The following is a 14824-nucleotide window of genomic DNA, read 5'->3' on the forward strand; positions in this document are numbered from 1 at the left end:
CCTCCGCGGCGGCCGGGACCGGGCGTGGTGGCGGGCGCGGCCGCTGGGCACAATGGGGCGGTGAGCAGCAACGAGTCCGAGACGCCCCAGCCCGCCGCCGAACACCGCTCCGGCTTCGCGTGCTTCGTCGGCCGCCCCAACGCGGGCAAGTCCACGCTGATGAACGCGCTCGTGGGCACGAAGGTGGCCATCACCTCCAGCAAGCCGCAGACCACGCGGCACGCGATCCGCGGCATCGTGCACCGGCCCGACGCGCAGTTGATCATCGTCGACACCCCCGGGCTGCACCGCCCGCGCACGCTGCTGGGGCAGCGGCTCAACGACCTCGTCCACGAGACCTGGCCCGAGGTCGACGTGATCGGGTTCTGCATGCCGGCCGACCAGGCCATCGGACCGGGCGACCGCTACATCGCCGAGCAGCTGCGCAAGGTCGCCGCGGAGACCCCCGTGGTGGGCATCGTCACCAAGACCGACGCGGCGACCCGCAAGCAGGTCGCCGACCAGCTGCTGGCGGTGCAGGAGCTGATGGACTTCGCCGAGATCGTCCCGGTGTCGGCGCAGCAGTCGGTGCAGGTGGACCTGCTGTCGGACCTGCTCGTGCAGCAGCTGCCGGAGGGGCCGCAGCTGTACCCGGACGGCGAGCTCACCGACGAGCCGGAAACCACGGTCATGGCCGAGCTGATCCGGGAGGCCGCCCTCGAGGGCGTGCGCGACGAGTTGCCGCACTCGCTGGCGGTGACCATCGAGGAGATGCAGCCGCGCGAGGACCGGGACGACATGCTCGACGTGTACGCCACGATCTACGTGGAGCGGCAGAGCCAGAAGGCCATCGTCATCGGCCGCGGCGGCCAGCGCCTGCGCGAGGTCGGTTCCCAGGCGCGCCGGCACATCCGCCGGCTGCTCGGCAGCAAGATCTACCTGGACCTGCACGTCAAGGTGGCCAAGGAGTGGCAGCGCGACCCCAAGCAGCTGAACCGGCTGGGCTTTTGACCGACCCCGCGGCGGATGCCCGCTTCTCCGGTGATCGCGCGCGGCGCCGTCGCTGCGGTGGAAGGCATTCCTCGGTGGAACGGCCCCTCGCGGGCCAGCGGTGTTGATAGGTTCTGCGGTCGGCTCGATCAGCGAATCGGGGCCGATGGTGAAATCCTGCAGTTCGACCCATTCGAGGACTCGTCGTGACATATCCCTACGGGCCGCCGTCCGGTCCGCAACCGCAACAGCCGCACGGCCAGCAGCCGGGCGGGTACGGCACGCCACCGCCGGGAATGCCTGCTCAGCCGCAACCGGGCTACGGTGCGCCGATGCCGGGCCAGCCCGCCCCGCCCCCGGGCGGCCAGCACCCGGGCGGCATGCACCCCGCCGGACAACTCGTGGAATGGGGAACGCGCGCGCTCGGCTACCTCGTGGACGGCGCGATGGTTCTCGGCGCGTACCTCGTTCTGCTCCTGCTGCAGTTCCTGGCCGTGATGGGGGCGAGCAGCGCGATGTCCCAGAGCGGCGTGGTGGCCGTGTCGATCATCGGGGGGATCGTCATGTACGCCGCTCTCATCGGCTTCAGCCTCTGGAACCTGGCCTACCGGCGCGGGACGCGGGGCCAGACCGTGGGGCAGCAGGTCGTCAAGATCAAAACGGTGAACGAGGCCACGGGAACCCACCTGGGCTTCGGTCGTGCGCTCGGACGGCAGTTCTGCCACATCCTGGACTCGGCGATCTGCGGTCTGCCGATCGGGTGGTTGTCGCCCCTCTGGGACGACAAGAACCAGACCTGGGCGGACAAGATCGTCAGCACCGTCGTCGTGCACGCGCCGCAGGGGCCGCAGGTCCCCCCGATGCCGGGCCAGCCCGGTCAGATGCCGGGCCAGCCCGGTCAGATGCCGGGGCAGCCCGGTCAGCACGGCCCGATGCCGGGCCAGCCCGGTCAGCACGGCCCGATGCCGGGCCAGCCGGGTCCTCAACCGGGCGTGCCGGGCCAGATGCCGGGCCAGCCCGGACCGCAGCAGGGCATGCCGCCGCAGTGGTGAAGCCGGTGAACAGCGCAGCGGGGGGAGCCCGATGACGTCTCCGCGCGATCCGCACCAGCCGTACGCGTCGTCCGAGCACCCGCCGCCGGCGAACCCGGCACCACCGCCCCCGGGCGTGGGCACGCCCCCGGGAGCGCCGCCTCCGCCCCACTGCGTGCGCCGGAACAACGGGTTGGCCGTCGCCGGGTTGGTCGTCTCCCCGGCTGGTCTCATGACGATGTGCGGCGCGCTCCTGATCGGCCCCGCGGGGGCGATCCTCGCGCACGCGGGGCTGCGTCAGGTCAAACGTCGGCCGGACGCGCACGACGGCGGGGCGATCGCGCTGACCGGAATCATCATCGGATGGGCCAGCTTCGCGGTGTGGGTGCTGCTGGTGGGCCTCGGTATCAGTGCGATCGCGTGGTTGGTGCACGCGAACGGCGCGGCCGGGTGACCGCGCTCGCCGCTGCGCGTTTCCGCCGCACGGGCGCGCTCGTGGGGCTGGGCGGGGCGGGTGCCGCCCAGCTCGTCAGCGGTCCCATCACGTGGCCCTGCCCGTTCCGCCTGCTCACCGGATTCGACTGCCCCGGCTGTGGTGGCACGCGGATGCTCGAATCCCTGCTGCGCGGCGATGTGGCAGCCGCGCTGCAGCACAACGCCTTCCTCTTGCTCGTGGGCGCGCCCGCGGCGATTGCGGTGCTGGTCGGGCTCGCCCGGGTCGAGTCGGGACGAGCCGTGCGCGCCTGGCCGGCGGGACGGCTCGGTCGGGGGATCGGGCGGGGCCTGCTCGTCGCGCTCCTCCTGTGGACGCTGGCGCGCAACCTGCCCTTCGCACCGTTCACCGCGCTCTCCTCGGGCGGCTGAACGTGACGCGGCGGATCCGCGGAACGCGCCCGCCGCGATCAAGTGGTTGATATGTTCCGTCCTCGGCCCTGAGCGGCGCTTCGGGGCCGAGGACGCGATCGTGCAGTTCGACTCATTCGGGGACGTGTCGTGACGAATCCTTACGGGCCGCCGTCCGGTCCGCAGCCGCAGCAGCCCCGCGGTCAGCAGCCCGGCTGGTACGGGACGCCGGAGATGCCGCCCCAGCAACCGGGCTACGGCGCGCCGGTGCCGGGCCAGCCCCTGCCGTACCCGGGCGGGCAGCCCGGACCCGGTGGTTACGGCATGCGCAAGACCAACGGGTTGGCGGTCGCCAGCATGGTGGTCTCCCTCGTCAGCATCGTGACGTTGTACGGCGCGGTGCTCATCGGGCTCGTCGGGGCGATCCTCGGGCACGCCGCCCGGCGGCAGATCAACAACCAGCCGCAGTTCTACGAGGGCCAGGGCATGGCGTTGACGGGGATCATCATCGGGTGGATCACCTGCGGCGGGTGGTTGCTCACGATCGGCTCCATCGTCCTGGCCTTCCTGGGGCTGGGGCTCGGCGCGAGCGGTTCGGCGTACTGACCCGTGCTCGCGGTCTCCGCTCGTCCCGAAACGCTGCTGAGCGCGGGCGATCCGCGCTCCCTCCGCCCGCGGAGGACGAACGGGGGTGGGAGCGCGGCCACATCGTGACGCCCCCGGGGTTGCTCGCAGCCGTTCTGCTTTGGACAGTGGTGCGGAACCTGCCGTCCGCACCGTTCACCGTGCCCGCCCCCGAGGCCTGATCGTGCCGCTTCCGCCGGTGCGCAGCTCGGCGGGCGAGCGTCGAAGGACGCCCGATGACCTCTCCGTACCACGCGAACCACCGCTTCGCCTCGCAGCAGCTGCACCCGGACTCGGCCTACCGGCCCTCCGCGGCGCGCTCTCCGGGGCGGTCGTCCGTCGTGCGCCAGGACAGGCGGAAGGCGAACCGGCTGGCCACCGCGAGCCTCGCGGTGGCCGTGCTCGGCGCCCTCTCGCTGTACGGCGCGGTCGTGCTCGGCCCGGTCGGCGCGATCCTCGGCCACGTGGGACTGCGGCGGGACAAGCACCACCGCGGTGGCCGCGGGAACAGCGCCCACGAGCACCGGGGCGTGGCGATCGCCGGCATCGCCCTCGGGTGGATCACCGCTGTGCTGGCGCTCTCGCACGGGCTGCAGAGCGGCGATCTGCTCGATCTGCTGGCGCGCGCGGGCTCCCTCGTCGCCTGACCACCGGGCGCGCACCACCCGCCGCGCGCACCACTGCCGCGGGGCGGCGCGGTCGGGTTCACGCCGGGCGCCGCGGCCACCGGGCCGCCCGCGGCGGGTGCGATGATGGCGGTGTGAGTTTCTACCGGGACACCGGGGTCGTGCTGCGCGTGCAGAAGCTCGGCGAGGCCGACCGCATCGTCACCCTGCTCACCCGCCGCCACGGCAAGGTGCGCGCGGTGGCCAAGGGCGTGCGCCGCACGAACTCGCGCTTCGGAGCCCGGGTGGAACCGTTCGGCCACGTCGACGTGCAGTTCCACACGGGGCGCACCCTCGACGTCATCACGCAGGTGCAGACCCTCGACGCGTTCGGCGTGCGCATCGTGTCCGACTACCAGCGCTACACCACGGGCTGCGCGGTGCTGGAGACCGTGGACAGGTTGGCGGCGGAGGAGGGCGAACCCGTGCTGCGGCTGTACCTGCTGGCCGTCGGCGCGCTGCGCGCCCTCGCCGAGAGCCGGCGCGACCCGTCGCTGGTGCTGGACGCGTTCGTGCTGCGCGCCATGGCCTTCGCCGGGTGGGCCCCGGCGGTGGACGAGTGCGCCCGCTGCGGTCTGCCCGGGCCGCACGCCGCGTTCCACGTGGCCGCGGGAGGCACGGTCTGCCCCACCTGCCGCCCCGCGGGGTCGGTGCACCCGTCCGAGCGCACCGCACCGCTCATGGCGGCACTGCTGCACGGCGACTGGGACACCGCCGAGGCGGCGGCCCCGCCCGTGCGCCGGGAGGCCAGCGGCCTCGTCGCCGCGCACCTGCAGTGGCACATGGAGCGGCAGCTGCGCTCGCTGCCGCTGGTGGAGCGCACCGCGCCCGAGTACATCCGCCAGCGGGCGACCCCGTTCGACGAGGAGCCCGCCGAGAGCGCCGGAGCGGACCGGTGGGCACCCGGTCGAGCGCCCTCGGGACAATGAGGCGGTCCCCTCAGCAGGTCGAAGGAGCACATCCATGCTGCGACGCCGTGGGCAGGGCAGGGACGAGGCGCAGGTGCGTCCCCCCGAACCCCATGAGAGCGGCGCCCGGCCGCCGGAACTGCCGCAGGAGCTCGTCCCCAACCACGTCGCCGTGGTCATGGATGGCAACGGGCGCTGGGCCAACTTGCGCGGGCTGCCGCGTGTCGAAGGGCACAAGCGCGGCGAGGCCGTGGTGCTCGAACTGGCCAAGGGCGCGCTCGAACTCGGCGTGAAGTGGCTGTCGCTGTACGCCTTCTCCACCGAGAACTGGAAGCGCAGCCCCGAGGAGGTGCGGTTCCTGCTCGGGTTCAACCGCGACGTGATCCGCCGCCGCGTGGACGAGCTCGACGAGCTGGGCGTGCGGGTCCGCTGGTCCGGGCGCAAGCCCAAGCTGTGGCGCAGCGTCATCAACGAGCTGCAGTCGGCCGAGGAGCGCACGAAGGGCAACGACCGGCTCAACCTGACGATGTGCGTCAACTACGGCGGCCGCGCCGAGATCGGTGACGCCGCCCGGCAGATCGCGCAGCTGGCGGCCGAGGGCAGGATCAACCCGAACCGGGTGGACGAGCGCACCCTGGCCAAGCACCTGTACCAGCCGCGGATGCCGGACGTGGACCTGTTCATCCGCCCCTCGGGGGAGCAGCGCCTCTCGAACTTCCTGCTGTGGGAGTCGGCCTACTCCGAGTTCGTCTTCCAGGACACGCTGTTCCCCGACGTCGACCGCAGGCACCTGTGGCGCGCCTGCGAGCAGTACGCGCGCCGGGACCGGCGCTTCGGCGGGGCGATCGACCAGTCCGCCGAGCAGGACGCCGGTGATCAGGACGCCGCCGAGCAGGACCCCTCCACCGGGGACGGCCAGCAGGAGGTCCCGTCGTGACCGGCATGCCCGAGGACGTGGCGAGCGCCGCGGACGCGGCGGTGACCGCGCGGCTGCTCGCGTCGGCGCGCGAGGCCCTGGAGGCCTTCGTCGAGGTGCACGTCGACGACGACGGCACGCTGACCTTCCAGCATGCCGACGTGCCCTGCGTGGTGCAGGCGATGCGGCTGACCGAGGGGCTGACCGTGCTGAGCCTGACCTGCGTCGTCGCCTGGGACGTGCCCGGTGGGGAGGAACTCGGCCGCGCGGTGGCCGAGCGCGCCGGCCGCGGCCTGTTCGGCACCCTCGGCACCGTGCCGAACGAGCGGGGCGTGGACGTGACCCTGCGCTACGCGTTCCCGGCCGCGGGGATGGACCCGTCCGCGCTGGGCACGCTGCTCATGCTCGTGGTGTCCACGGCCTCGCAGGTGCGGGACGAGCTCCTGCGGTAGGGCGCGGGCCCGCCGGTGCCGCGCCCGCGCGGCTGCTCGACGTCGAGCAGCCGGAGCGGTCGAGCAGCCGGAGCGGGAGCTCGTGCCGGAGGTCCTGCTGCGGAAGTCCGTGCGCGCGGTGCTCCGGCGAAGCCCGATCAGGACTGCGCGCAGCTCGAGCAGGTGCCGATGATCTCCACGGTGTGGCTGACGTCGGTGAACCCGTGCTCCTGGCCGATCCGCTCGGCCCAGTTCTCCACCGGCGGGTCGGAGACCTCGATGGTGCGGCCGCAGTGCCGGCACACCAGGTGGTGGTGGTGCTGGTTGGAGCAGCGGCGGTACACCGCCTCGCCGCTGGCCGCGCGCAGCACGTCGATCTCGCCGGCGTCGGCCAGGCTCTGCAGCGTGCGGTACACCGTGGTCAGGCCGATGCCCTCGCCGCGGTTGCGCAGCTGTTCGTGCAGCTCCTGCGCCGAGCGGAACTCGTCGACCTCGTCGAGCAGCTTCGACACCGCCGCGCGCTGCCTGGTGGCCCGCAGGCCGGGGACTCCGGCCGTGGAACGCTCGTCGATGGTCAACCCGTCTCCGTCTCCCGTCCGCTGCTGGGGTCTGCGATGTCCGTGCGCGCCTCGGCCGCGCGCCGCTCGCCCCGGGCGCCGGCGACCTCCTCGGCGTGCGTGGCGGCGTCGACGACGATGTGCGCCAGGTGCTCGTCCACCAGCCGGTATACCACCTCGCGGCCGTGCCGCTCCCCGCGCACGACCCCCGCCGACTTCAGCACGCGCAGGTGCTGGCTGATCAGCGGTTGCGCCACGCCGAGCGCGTCGACGAGGTCGTGCACGCAGCTCTCCGCGTGGCGCAGCTGCAGCACGATCGCGATCCGCACCGGTGCGGCCAGCGCGCGCAGCAGGTCCCCCGCCTCGGTCAGCGTGTCCGGCGACCAGCGGGGGGCGGGCGCCGGGCGCTCCGAATCCGGGTGGTAGTCGTCGTGCTGCGCCGCCGCGTCCACCGCCGCCGCGCCCAGGGCGGCGGTGTCCAGGTCCGCGCTCTCCAGGGACGCCCCGGAGGCGGTGTGCTGGCAGACGGAGTCGTCCCGCAGCGGACCCGTTCCGCGCGGCGCCGTCGACCGGGCCGCATCGGCCGGGTGGTGCGGTTCCGCCGGGGAGTTCGAGTTCAGGGCGGGCATGGCATCCTTTCCGAGACGTGCCGCGCGCCGCGGCAACGCGGGTGCGCGCCGCGGTGTCCATGGTACGGACCGGCCGGCTGCTGCCGGAGCGCATCACGAACACCGTGCGGCACGTGCACAACACCGTAAAGGCCCGCGGCGGAGGCGGCGGGTGGCCGCGCGGCGCCCGCCCGGCCACCCCGGCCCGCGGATCCGCGGGCCCGGTTCGCGCGCACCGGGCCGCCGCGGCCACCGGCCCGTCCGCTGCCCGGGCGGACCTGGAACAATGGAACCGTCGTAGTCAGCCGAGATTTCCGGAGTGAACGTGCCCGCCGATCAGATCGACACGATCGTCAATCTTTGCAAGCGCCGCGGATTCGTCTACCCGTCTGGCGAGATCTACGGCGGTACCAGGTCGGCCTGGGACTACGGTCCGCTCGGCGTCGAGCTCAAGGACAACATCAAGCGGCAGTGGTGGAAGGCGATGGTGCAGGGCCGCGAGGACGTCGTCGGCCTGGACTCCTCGGTGATCCTGCCGCGCAAGGTCTGGGAGGCCTCCGGCCACGTCGGCGCGTTCCACGACCCGCTGGTGGAGTGCCAGAACTGCCACCACCGGTTCCGCGCCGACCAGCTCGCCGAGGAGTACGTCGAGCGCACCGGCAAGGAGGCCAGCGAGGAGGACCTCTCGCAGGTTCCCTGCCCGGACTGCGGGAACCGCGGCCAGTACACCGAGCCGCGCGAGTTCAACATGATGCTCAAGACCTACCTCGGTCCGGTGGAGAGCGAGGAAGGGCTGCACTACCTGCGCCCGGAGACCGCGCAGGGCATCTTCATCAACTTCGCCAACGTGATGACCACCGCGCGGAAGAAGCCGCCGTTCGGCATCGGCCAGATCGGGAAGTCCTTCCGCAACGAGATCACCCCGGGCAACTTCATCTTCCGCACCCGCGAGTTCGAGCAGATGGAGATGGAGTTCTTCGTCGAGCCGGGCGAGGACGCCGACTGGCACCAGTACTGGATCGACGAGCGCACCCGGTGGTACACGGACCTGGGCATCGACCCGGACAACCTGCGCCACTACGAGCACCCGCAGGACAAGCTCTCGCACTACGCCAAGCGCACCGTCGACATCGAGTACCGGTTCGCCTTCGCCGGCAACGAGTGGGGCGAGCTCGAGGGCATCGCCAACCGCACGGACTTCGACCTGGGCACGCACTCGAACCACTCGGGCGTGGACCTGTCCTACTACGATCAGGCGACCGACTCGCGCTACCGGCCGTACGTGATCGAACCCGCGGCCGGCGTGGGCCGCCCGATGATGGCGTTCCTGACCGACGCCTACCGCGAGGACGAGGCGCTGAACGCCAAGGGCGGTGTGGACCGGCGCGTCGTGCTCAAGCTGGACCGCCGCCTGGCCCCGGTCAAGGCGGCCGTGCTGCCGCTGTCCCGCAACGCCGACCTCTCGCCGAAGGCCCGCGACCTGGCCAACCAGCTGCGCCGGAACTGGAACATCGACTTCGACGATGCCGGGGCGATCGGGCGCCGGTACCGTCGGCACGACGAGGTGGGCACCCCCTTCTGCGTGACCGTGGACTTCGACTCGCTGTCCGACCACGCCGTGACCGTGCGGGAGCGCGACACCATGCAGCAGGAGCGGGTCGCCATGGACAAGCTGGAGGAGTACCTGGCGGCCCGCCTCGTCGGTTGCTGAGGAGCGCGCCGCGATCCGCCGTGCGGCGGGCCGCGGAGGCGCGCGACGTGAATCTGTGAGGTTGCCAGCGTGAAGACCTCAGGTGGCGCCGGCCGCGGGCGGTTGTGGCGCGTCGTCCGCCGCGCCGTGGTCGGCAGCGTGCTCGTCGGGCTGCTGCTCGTCGGCGGGACGGCCTACCACGTGTGGCACGTCGCGCGCGCCGACGACCGCCGGCCGGTGGACATCCTCGTGGTCCTCGGCGCGGCCCAGTACCACGGCGTGCCCTCGGACGTGCTGGAGTCCCGGCTTGACCAGGTGCTGGAGCTGTACCGGCAGGGCCTGGCGGGGCACGTGGTCACCGTCGGCGGGCGGCAGACCGGGGACGAGTACACCGAGGCCCAGGCGAGCAAGCGCTGGCTCGTCGAACGGGGGGTGCCCGCCGACCGGATCGTCGAGGTCGACGAGGGCAGCGACACGCTCGGCAGCATGGACGCGGTCACCGACCTGGCCGAGGAGCGCGGGTGGCGCACGGGCCTCATCGTCAGCGATCCGTGGCACTCGCTGCGGGCGCAGACGATGGCCCGGGACTTCGGGCTGCGCGCCTGGTCCTCGCCCACCCGCGGCGGGCCGACCGGGCAGACGGCCGAGGCGCGGACCAGCTACGTCGCCCGGGAGACCGCGGCGATGATCTACTACCGCCTCACCCACGCCCCGGCGGTGGTGGAGGGCAAGTCGCTCGGCATCACGCTGGGTTGAGCGGGGGCTGCTGAGGCGGGCCCGCTCGGCCGGGCCCGCCGGTGCGGTGTTCACCGCGCGGTCATCCTGTCGTGCCGCCGGTGTCGGTGGTGCGTCGTAGCGTGGTGGCGATGACCGCCCCTGACGGCTACTCCTCCGACGACGTCGCCCGCCTGGGCTCCGAGGAGCCGAAGGCCGCGTGGTTCGCGGCCGAGGACCGCAGCGGGGTGGACGCGCGGACGCCGTTCGCCCGGGATCGCGCGCGCGTGCTGCACTCGGCCGCGCTGCGGCGCCTGGCGGGCAAGACGCAGGTGGTGGGCCCGGAGGAGGACGACGTACCGCGCACCCGGCTGACCCACTCGCTCGAGGTCGCGCAGATCGGTCGGGGCATCGCCGACGCGCTCGGCGCCGACCCCGACGTGGTGGACATGGCGGGGCTGGCGCACGACATCGGGCACCCGCCGTTCGGGCACAACGGCGAGCGCGCCCTCGACGAGCTGCTGCCCGTTCCCGACGGGTTCGAGGGCAACGCGCAGACGCTGCGGATCCTCGCGCGGTTGGAGCCCAAGTGGTCGGCCGCCGGCTCCGAGCGGGGCGGCAGCGGGCTCAACCTCACCCGCGCGTGCCTGGACGCCGTGCTGAAGTACCCCTGGCCGCGGCCGGACGGGGCGCGCCGGCGCGCCAAGTTCGGCGTGTACACCGCGGACCGGGCGGTGTTCGACTGGGTGCGCGCGCCCGCGCCGCCGGGGAGGCGCTGCCTCGAGGCCCAGATCATGGACTGGGCCGATGACGTGGCCTACTCGGTGCACGACCTCGAGGACGGCGTGCTGGCCGGGCGGATCTCGCTGCGCTCGCTGAGCAGCCCGGTGGAGCGCGCGGAGATCGTGCGCATCGCCGCCGACCTCGACGCGGGCTCGTCCGGGCAGGTGGGGGAGGGGACGTTGACCGCGGCGGTGGAGCGGCTGGCCGCGCTGCCCGCGGTGCGGGCGGTCACCGGCTGTTCCGACGCGTTCGCCGAGCACACCGCGTTGAAGCGGCTCACCAGCGAGCTCGTGGGGCGGTTCGTGGGTGCTGCCGTGCGCTCGACGCGGGAGCGGTTCGCCGAGCGGCGGTTGACCCGGTACGCCGCCGAGCTGGTGGTGCCCGCACCGGTGGTGGCCGAGGTCGCGGTGCTCAAGGCCTTCGCCTTCCGGTACGTGCTGCGCACGCAGGAGCGGGCCCGCATGCAGGCCGAGCAGCGGCAGCTCCTCGCGGAGCTGGCGCGGGAGGTGGCGCGCCGCGCGCCGCGCGATCTCGACCCGGTGCTGCGCGACGTGTGGGACGCCGCGCGCGACGACGCGGAGTGCTGGCGCGTGGTGGCCGACCAGGTGGCCTCGTTGACCGATGCGCAGGCCGCGCGGTGGCACCGGCAGTTGGTCGGGGAGGCGGCGGATTCGGCCTGAGCCGCGCGTGCGCCGCATCCTGCGGGGCCGGAGTTCCCCCGCGCACAAGTGCAACTACTTGGAGTAGTTGGTTTTCTGTGATTTTTCGCGTAACCGGGTGAATTGATCTTCTGTGTATTGCATGCTGTTACGCAGCGTGTTGCGCAGTGGTGCACGCGCACCGCGGCCGCGCTCCCCCTGAGGAAGAGTTCCCCGACAACGCCGCGAGCCGGGGTCCCCGGAACCGCCCCGGCTCGTCCGCGTCGAACGCCGCAAGGAGACCCCGATGCCCCAGCGGCACTACATCCAGAAGCTCGTCGTCGCCGGTGAGCCCTACGTCAACAGCGACGACCTCGCCGACTGGATAGGCGACCTCGACTGGCAGGACTCCGCGGCCAAGCGGGCCGCCCAGTACATCGCCCAGGAGCTGCGGCTGATGGGCCTGGCCGACGCCGAGGAATCGCTGAAGTAAGGAGTCCGCGGAGCCGCCCCGCGGGCCCCGCGGAGCTGGCAGACTCGGTGCCGGTCCCCACCCCCGCTACCGGGAGGCGCCGTGCCCGCCCCAGCTCCGCTCGCGTTCAGCCGCAGCCTGCACCGCGCCCTCGCCCCGCCGGTGGAGACCTCGTTCTGCTGGTCGCCCTGCTCCGTGCTCAGCGCCCTCGGGCTCGTCGCCGAAGCCACCACCGGACCCGCGCACGAGCAGCTGCGCGCGGCGCTGGGCGACGACCCGGCGAACCTGCGCGCGGCGGCCGCCGCGGCCTCCGCGCTCGAGGATCCGGGCGGGGCGCGCGAGCAGCCGGAGTTCGCCGCGTCGAACACCCTGTGGGCCGACGGGGACCTGGCGCCGAAGCAGGCGTACCTGGCCGAACTCGCCGCGTGGCCCGGCGGTGCGGTGCGCAGCACCCGGTTCCGCGCCGATCCGGAACGAGCCCGGCAGGAGATCAACAGCGACGTCGCCGACACCACCCGCGGGCTCATCCCCGAACTGCTGCAGCCCGGCACCGTCGACCCCGACACGGTCGCGGCCCTCATCAACGCCCTGTACCTGAAGACCTCGTGGCAGGAGGCCTTCGACGGCAACGACACGCGCGACCGCGTCTTCCACGCGCCCGGGCGGGATCGGTCGGTGCCGATGATGCACGTCAGCCGGGACCTGCCGTACGCCGCCGCGCACGGCTGGCAGGCCGTCGGCCTGCCAGCGCTCGGCGGGGTCGAGGCGGTCGTGCTGCTGCCCGACGCCGCCCGCGACCCGGTGGAGGCGCTGGAGACCGCCGAGGGCGCGCTGACGCCCGAGACCCTCGCCGACCTGCTCGGCGGCACGGGCACCCAGCGGGTGGAACTGGCGCTGCCCCGGTTCGAGGTGCGCGGCAACGCCGAGCTGCGCGGGCCGCTCGGCGCCCTGGGGGTGGACACCGTGTTCACCTCCGCGGCCGACTTCACCCCGCTCACCGACCGGCCGATGCGCGTGTCCACCGCCGTGCACGAGTCGGTGCTGCGCGTCGACGAGAACGGGCTGGAAGGCGCCGCGGCCACGGCTGCGGTGATGCGCCTGACCTCCGCGGTGCGCCGCCCCCGGCCGATCCGCGTGACCGTGGACCGCCCGTTCTGGTTCCTCGTGCGCCACCGCGCCAGCGGTGTGCCGTACTTCCTGGCCCGGGTGACCGACCCGGCGTCCTAGCGGGGCTTCACCGGGGCTTTCGCCGCGCGGGCTGTCACATCCGCGTGCACCGTCTCGTCCTCCCATCGCACGGCCCCGAACGGCGGGGCACCGCGCGAAGGAGTGATGATGGCACGTTCCTCGCAGGGATCCACCCCGCAGGGATCCACCGCACGCGTCCCGCAGGTGCCCGCGGCGCGCGCCGGATGGCTGACGCGGCTCACCTACCGGTTGACCAAGCGCTGGTACGGCGCAGTTCCGGAACCGCTCGGCGTGCTGGCGCACCACCGCAGGCTGATGTTCGCGTTCAGCATCAGCGAGCTCGCGGCGGAGAAGGGCGCCCACGTGCTGCCCGCGGGTCTGCGCGAGCTCGCGGTGTACCGCGCGGCCACCCGCATCGGCTGCTCGTGGTGCGTCGACTTCGGCACGATGTTGCAGCGCAACCAGGGCCTCGACATCGACCGGCTGCGGGAGGTCGACGACAGCGCCACGTCGGGGAAGTTCACCGAGCTCGAACGGCTCGTGATCGCCTACGCCGAGGCGATGTGCGACCAGCCGATGCGGGTTTCCGACGAGCAGGTCGCCGAGCTCGACCGCCGCCTCGGGCACGCCGGCCTCGTCGAACTCACCCACGCGATCGCGGTGGAGAACCAGCGAGCCCGGTTCAACCACGCGCTGGGGATCACCGAGCAGGGCTTCACCTCGGGCGAGGCCTGCCGCGCACCGATGCCGTGACACCGCCGCCGGCCGGGGCTGCCCGGCCGGCTCGCCCGGCCGCGGAGCCCGTTCCACCGCCTCGGCGGTGCCGGCCGCCGCTGCGGGAGCTCGCCGGCCCTCACCACGGCACGCGGGTGAGCTTGTCCGGGTTGACCACGTCGAACAGTTCGTCCACCCGCCCCTCGCGCACGCTCAGGGTCATCACCCGCGGCGCCACCGGAGACCCCTCCGGCGAACCGGGCAGCAGCAGGCCCGCGTCCCCGTTGACCAGCACCGGCCGGGCCCCGGCGATCATGTCGGCGCCGTACTTGGCCACCAGGCCGGCGGTGAAGCGGGCCACGTTGTCGGCCCCGCGGACCGGGTGCCGCGCGGTGCGCGCCCGGCCGCCGCCGTCGCCGTGCACGACCGCCCGCGGATGCAGGGTGCGCGCGATCTCGGCCACGTCCCCGGTGTTCACCGCGACGAGGAAGCGCTCCAGCACGGCGCGCTGCTCGGACAGCGTCGCCCGCGGAGCCGGGTCCCCCTCGGCCATCGCGCGCCGCGCCCGCGAGGCGTGCTGGCGGGCCGCGGCCGCGCTGCACCCGAGCAGCGCGGCGATCTCGCCGAACGGCACGTCGAAGCCGTCGTGCAGCACCAGCGCCAGCCGCTGGTCGGCGCTGAGCTCGTGCAGGATCCGCAGCGCGGCCATGCGCAGGTCGTCGCGCTCCCCGACCACCGCGTCCGGGTGCTGCTCGTCGGTGACGACCGGCTCCGGCAGCCACGACCCGGGGTACTGCTCCCGGCGCGCCGCGGCCGAGCGCATCCGGTCCAGGCACAGCCGGCTGACCACGGTGGTCAGCCACGCGCCGAGGTCGTCGATGCGGTCGTGGTCGGCCCCGGCGAGCCGCAGCCAGGCCTCCTGCACGGCGTCCTCGGCGTCGGCGAGCGTGCCGAGCAGGCGGTAGGCCACGCCGGTCAGCCGTGCGCGGTGCTGCTCGAACTCGGTGGCCAGAGCGGTTGTCATGGGACGATTCTGCCGCACCGACCCGGGTCCGCGCGGGCCGCTGGTCGTT

Annotated in this window: 18 protein-coding genes; 15 read left to right on the forward strand and 3 right to left on the reverse strand. The window is 73.4% G+C overall.

Annotated elements, in window-relative coordinates; genetic code table 11:
* The first annotated feature begins 60 nt into the window (after positions 1-60).
* From era to ACVGV0_RS05575, 9 genes are all read left to right on the forward strand, one after another.
* Positions 61-990, forward strand: coding sequence for a GTPase Era (gene era, locus ACVGV0_RS05535; protein WP_459158775.1), 930 nt, complete (start codon positions 61-63; stop codon positions 988-990).
* A gap of 185 nt (positions 991-1175) precedes the next feature.
* Positions 1176-2021 carry an RDD family protein gene (locus ACVGV0_RS05540; RefSeq protein ID WP_459158776.1) on the forward strand — a complete coding sequence of 282 codons (846 nt, stop codon included), beginning with the start codon at positions 1176-1178 and terminating at the stop codon, positions 2019-2021.
* Positions 2022-2052: 31 nt separating this feature from the next.
* Complete coding sequence (locus ACVGV0_RS05545) at positions 2053-2454, forward strand: DUF4190 domain-containing protein (RefSeq protein ID WP_459158777.1); 402 nt, start codon at positions 2053-2055, stop codon at positions 2452-2454.
* Complete coding sequence (locus ACVGV0_RS05550; RefSeq protein WP_459158778.1) at positions 2451-2864, forward strand: DUF2752 domain-containing protein; 414 nt, start codon at positions 2451-2453, stop codon at positions 2862-2864. The genes ACVGV0_RS05545 and ACVGV0_RS05550 overlap by 4 nt, the downstream gene beginning before the upstream one ends.
* 129 nt (positions 2865-2993) lie before the next feature.
* The gene (locus tag ACVGV0_RS05555; RefSeq protein ID WP_459158779.1) at positions 2994-3449 is read left to right on the forward strand and encodes a DUF4190 domain-containing protein; all 456 of its coding nucleotides are present in this window, start codon (positions 2994-2996) and stop codon (positions 3447-3449) included.
* 254 nt (positions 3450-3703) lie between these two features.
* Positions 3704-4114 (forward strand): DUF4190 domain-containing protein, encoded by a 411-nt coding sequence (locus tag ACVGV0_RS05560; RefSeq protein WP_459158780.1) that lies wholly within the window; start codon positions 3704-3706, stop codon positions 4112-4114.
* Between the two features lie 113 nt (positions 4115-4227).
* On the forward strand, positions 4228-5061 hold the full coding sequence (gene recO, locus ACVGV0_RS05565; RefSeq protein ID WP_459158781.1) for a DNA repair protein RecO: 834 nt from the start codon (positions 4228-4230) through the stop codon (positions 5059-5061).
* 34 nt (positions 5062-5095) lie between these two features.
* Positions 5096-5977, forward strand: a complete 882-nt coding sequence (locus tag ACVGV0_RS05570) for an isoprenyl transferase (RefSeq protein WP_459158782.1) — start codon at positions 5096-5098, stop codon at positions 5975-5977.
* Between the two features lie 5 nt (positions 5978-5982).
* Positions 5983-6408, forward strand: a complete 426-nt coding sequence (locus ACVGV0_RS05575) for a YbjN domain-containing protein (RefSeq protein WP_459159933.1) — start codon at positions 5983-5985, stop codon at positions 6406-6408.
* Positions 6409-6545: 137 nt separating this feature from the next.
* Here ACVGV0_RS05575 and ACVGV0_RS05580 read toward each other — a convergent pair whose 3' ends face one another.
* Positions 6546-6965 carry a Fur family transcriptional regulator gene (locus tag ACVGV0_RS05580; protein WP_459158783.1) on the reverse strand — a complete coding sequence of 140 codons (420 nt, stop codon included), beginning with the start codon at positions 6963-6965 and terminating at the stop codon, positions 6546-6548.
* Positions 6962-7396: an ArsR/SmtB family transcription factor gene (locus ACVGV0_RS05585; RefSeq protein ID WP_459159934.1), complete on the reverse strand. Its 435-nt coding sequence runs from the start codon at positions 7394-7396 to the stop codon at positions 6962-6964. The genes ACVGV0_RS05580 and ACVGV0_RS05585 overlap by 4 nt, the downstream gene beginning before the upstream one ends.
* 481 nt (positions 7397-7877) lie before the next feature.
* Here ACVGV0_RS05585 and ACVGV0_RS05590 point away from each other — a divergent pair, with 481 nt between their 5' ends.
* The 6 genes from ACVGV0_RS05590 to ACVGV0_RS05615 all read left to right on the forward strand — a co-directional run bounded on the left by ACVGV0_RS05590 (position 7878) and on the right by ACVGV0_RS05615 (position 13790).
* Positions 7878-9263, forward strand: coding sequence for a glycine--tRNA ligase (locus ACVGV0_RS05590; RefSeq protein ID WP_459158784.1), 1386 nt, complete (start codon positions 7878-7880; stop codon positions 9261-9263).
* 69 nt (positions 9264-9332) lie between these two features.
* Positions 9333-9998 carry a YdcF family protein gene (locus ACVGV0_RS05595; RefSeq protein WP_459158785.1) on the forward strand — a complete coding sequence of 222 codons (666 nt, stop codon included), beginning with the start codon at positions 9333-9335 and terminating at the stop codon, positions 9996-9998.
* Positions 9999-10108: 110 nt separating this feature from the next.
* Positions 10109-11419, forward strand: a complete 1311-nt coding sequence (locus ACVGV0_RS05600; protein WP_459158786.1) for a deoxyguanosinetriphosphate triphosphohydrolase — start codon at positions 10109-10111, stop codon at positions 11417-11419.
* Positions 11420-11684: 265 nt separating this feature from the next.
* The gene (locus tag ACVGV0_RS05605) at positions 11685-11870 is read left to right on the forward strand and encodes a hypothetical protein (protein WP_459158787.1); all 186 of its coding nucleotides are present in this window, start codon (positions 11685-11687) and stop codon (positions 11868-11870) included.
* Positions 11871-11951: 81 nt separating this feature from the next.
* Positions 11952-13076, forward strand: coding sequence for a serpin family protein (locus ACVGV0_RS05610; RefSeq protein WP_459158788.1), 1125 nt, complete (start codon positions 11952-11954; stop codon positions 13074-13076).
* A gap of 105 nt (positions 13077-13181) precedes the next feature.
* Positions 13182-13790 carry a carboxymuconolactone decarboxylase family protein gene (locus ACVGV0_RS05615; protein ID WP_459158789.1) on the forward strand — a complete coding sequence of 203 codons (609 nt, stop codon included), beginning with the start codon at positions 13182-13184 and terminating at the stop codon, positions 13788-13790.
* A 100-nt stretch (positions 13791-13890) separates the two neighbouring features.
* Here the strand turns inward: ACVGV0_RS05615 and ACVGV0_RS05620 are convergent, their stop codons facing one another.
* A complete protein-coding gene (locus tag ACVGV0_RS05620; RefSeq protein WP_459158790.1) occupies positions 13891-14775 on the reverse strand; it encodes a sigma-70 family RNA polymerase sigma factor in 885 nt (294 codons plus the stop codon).
* Between the last annotated feature and the right edge of the window lie 49 nt (positions 14776-14824).

Source organism: Salinifilum ghardaiensis (assembly GCF_054491345.1).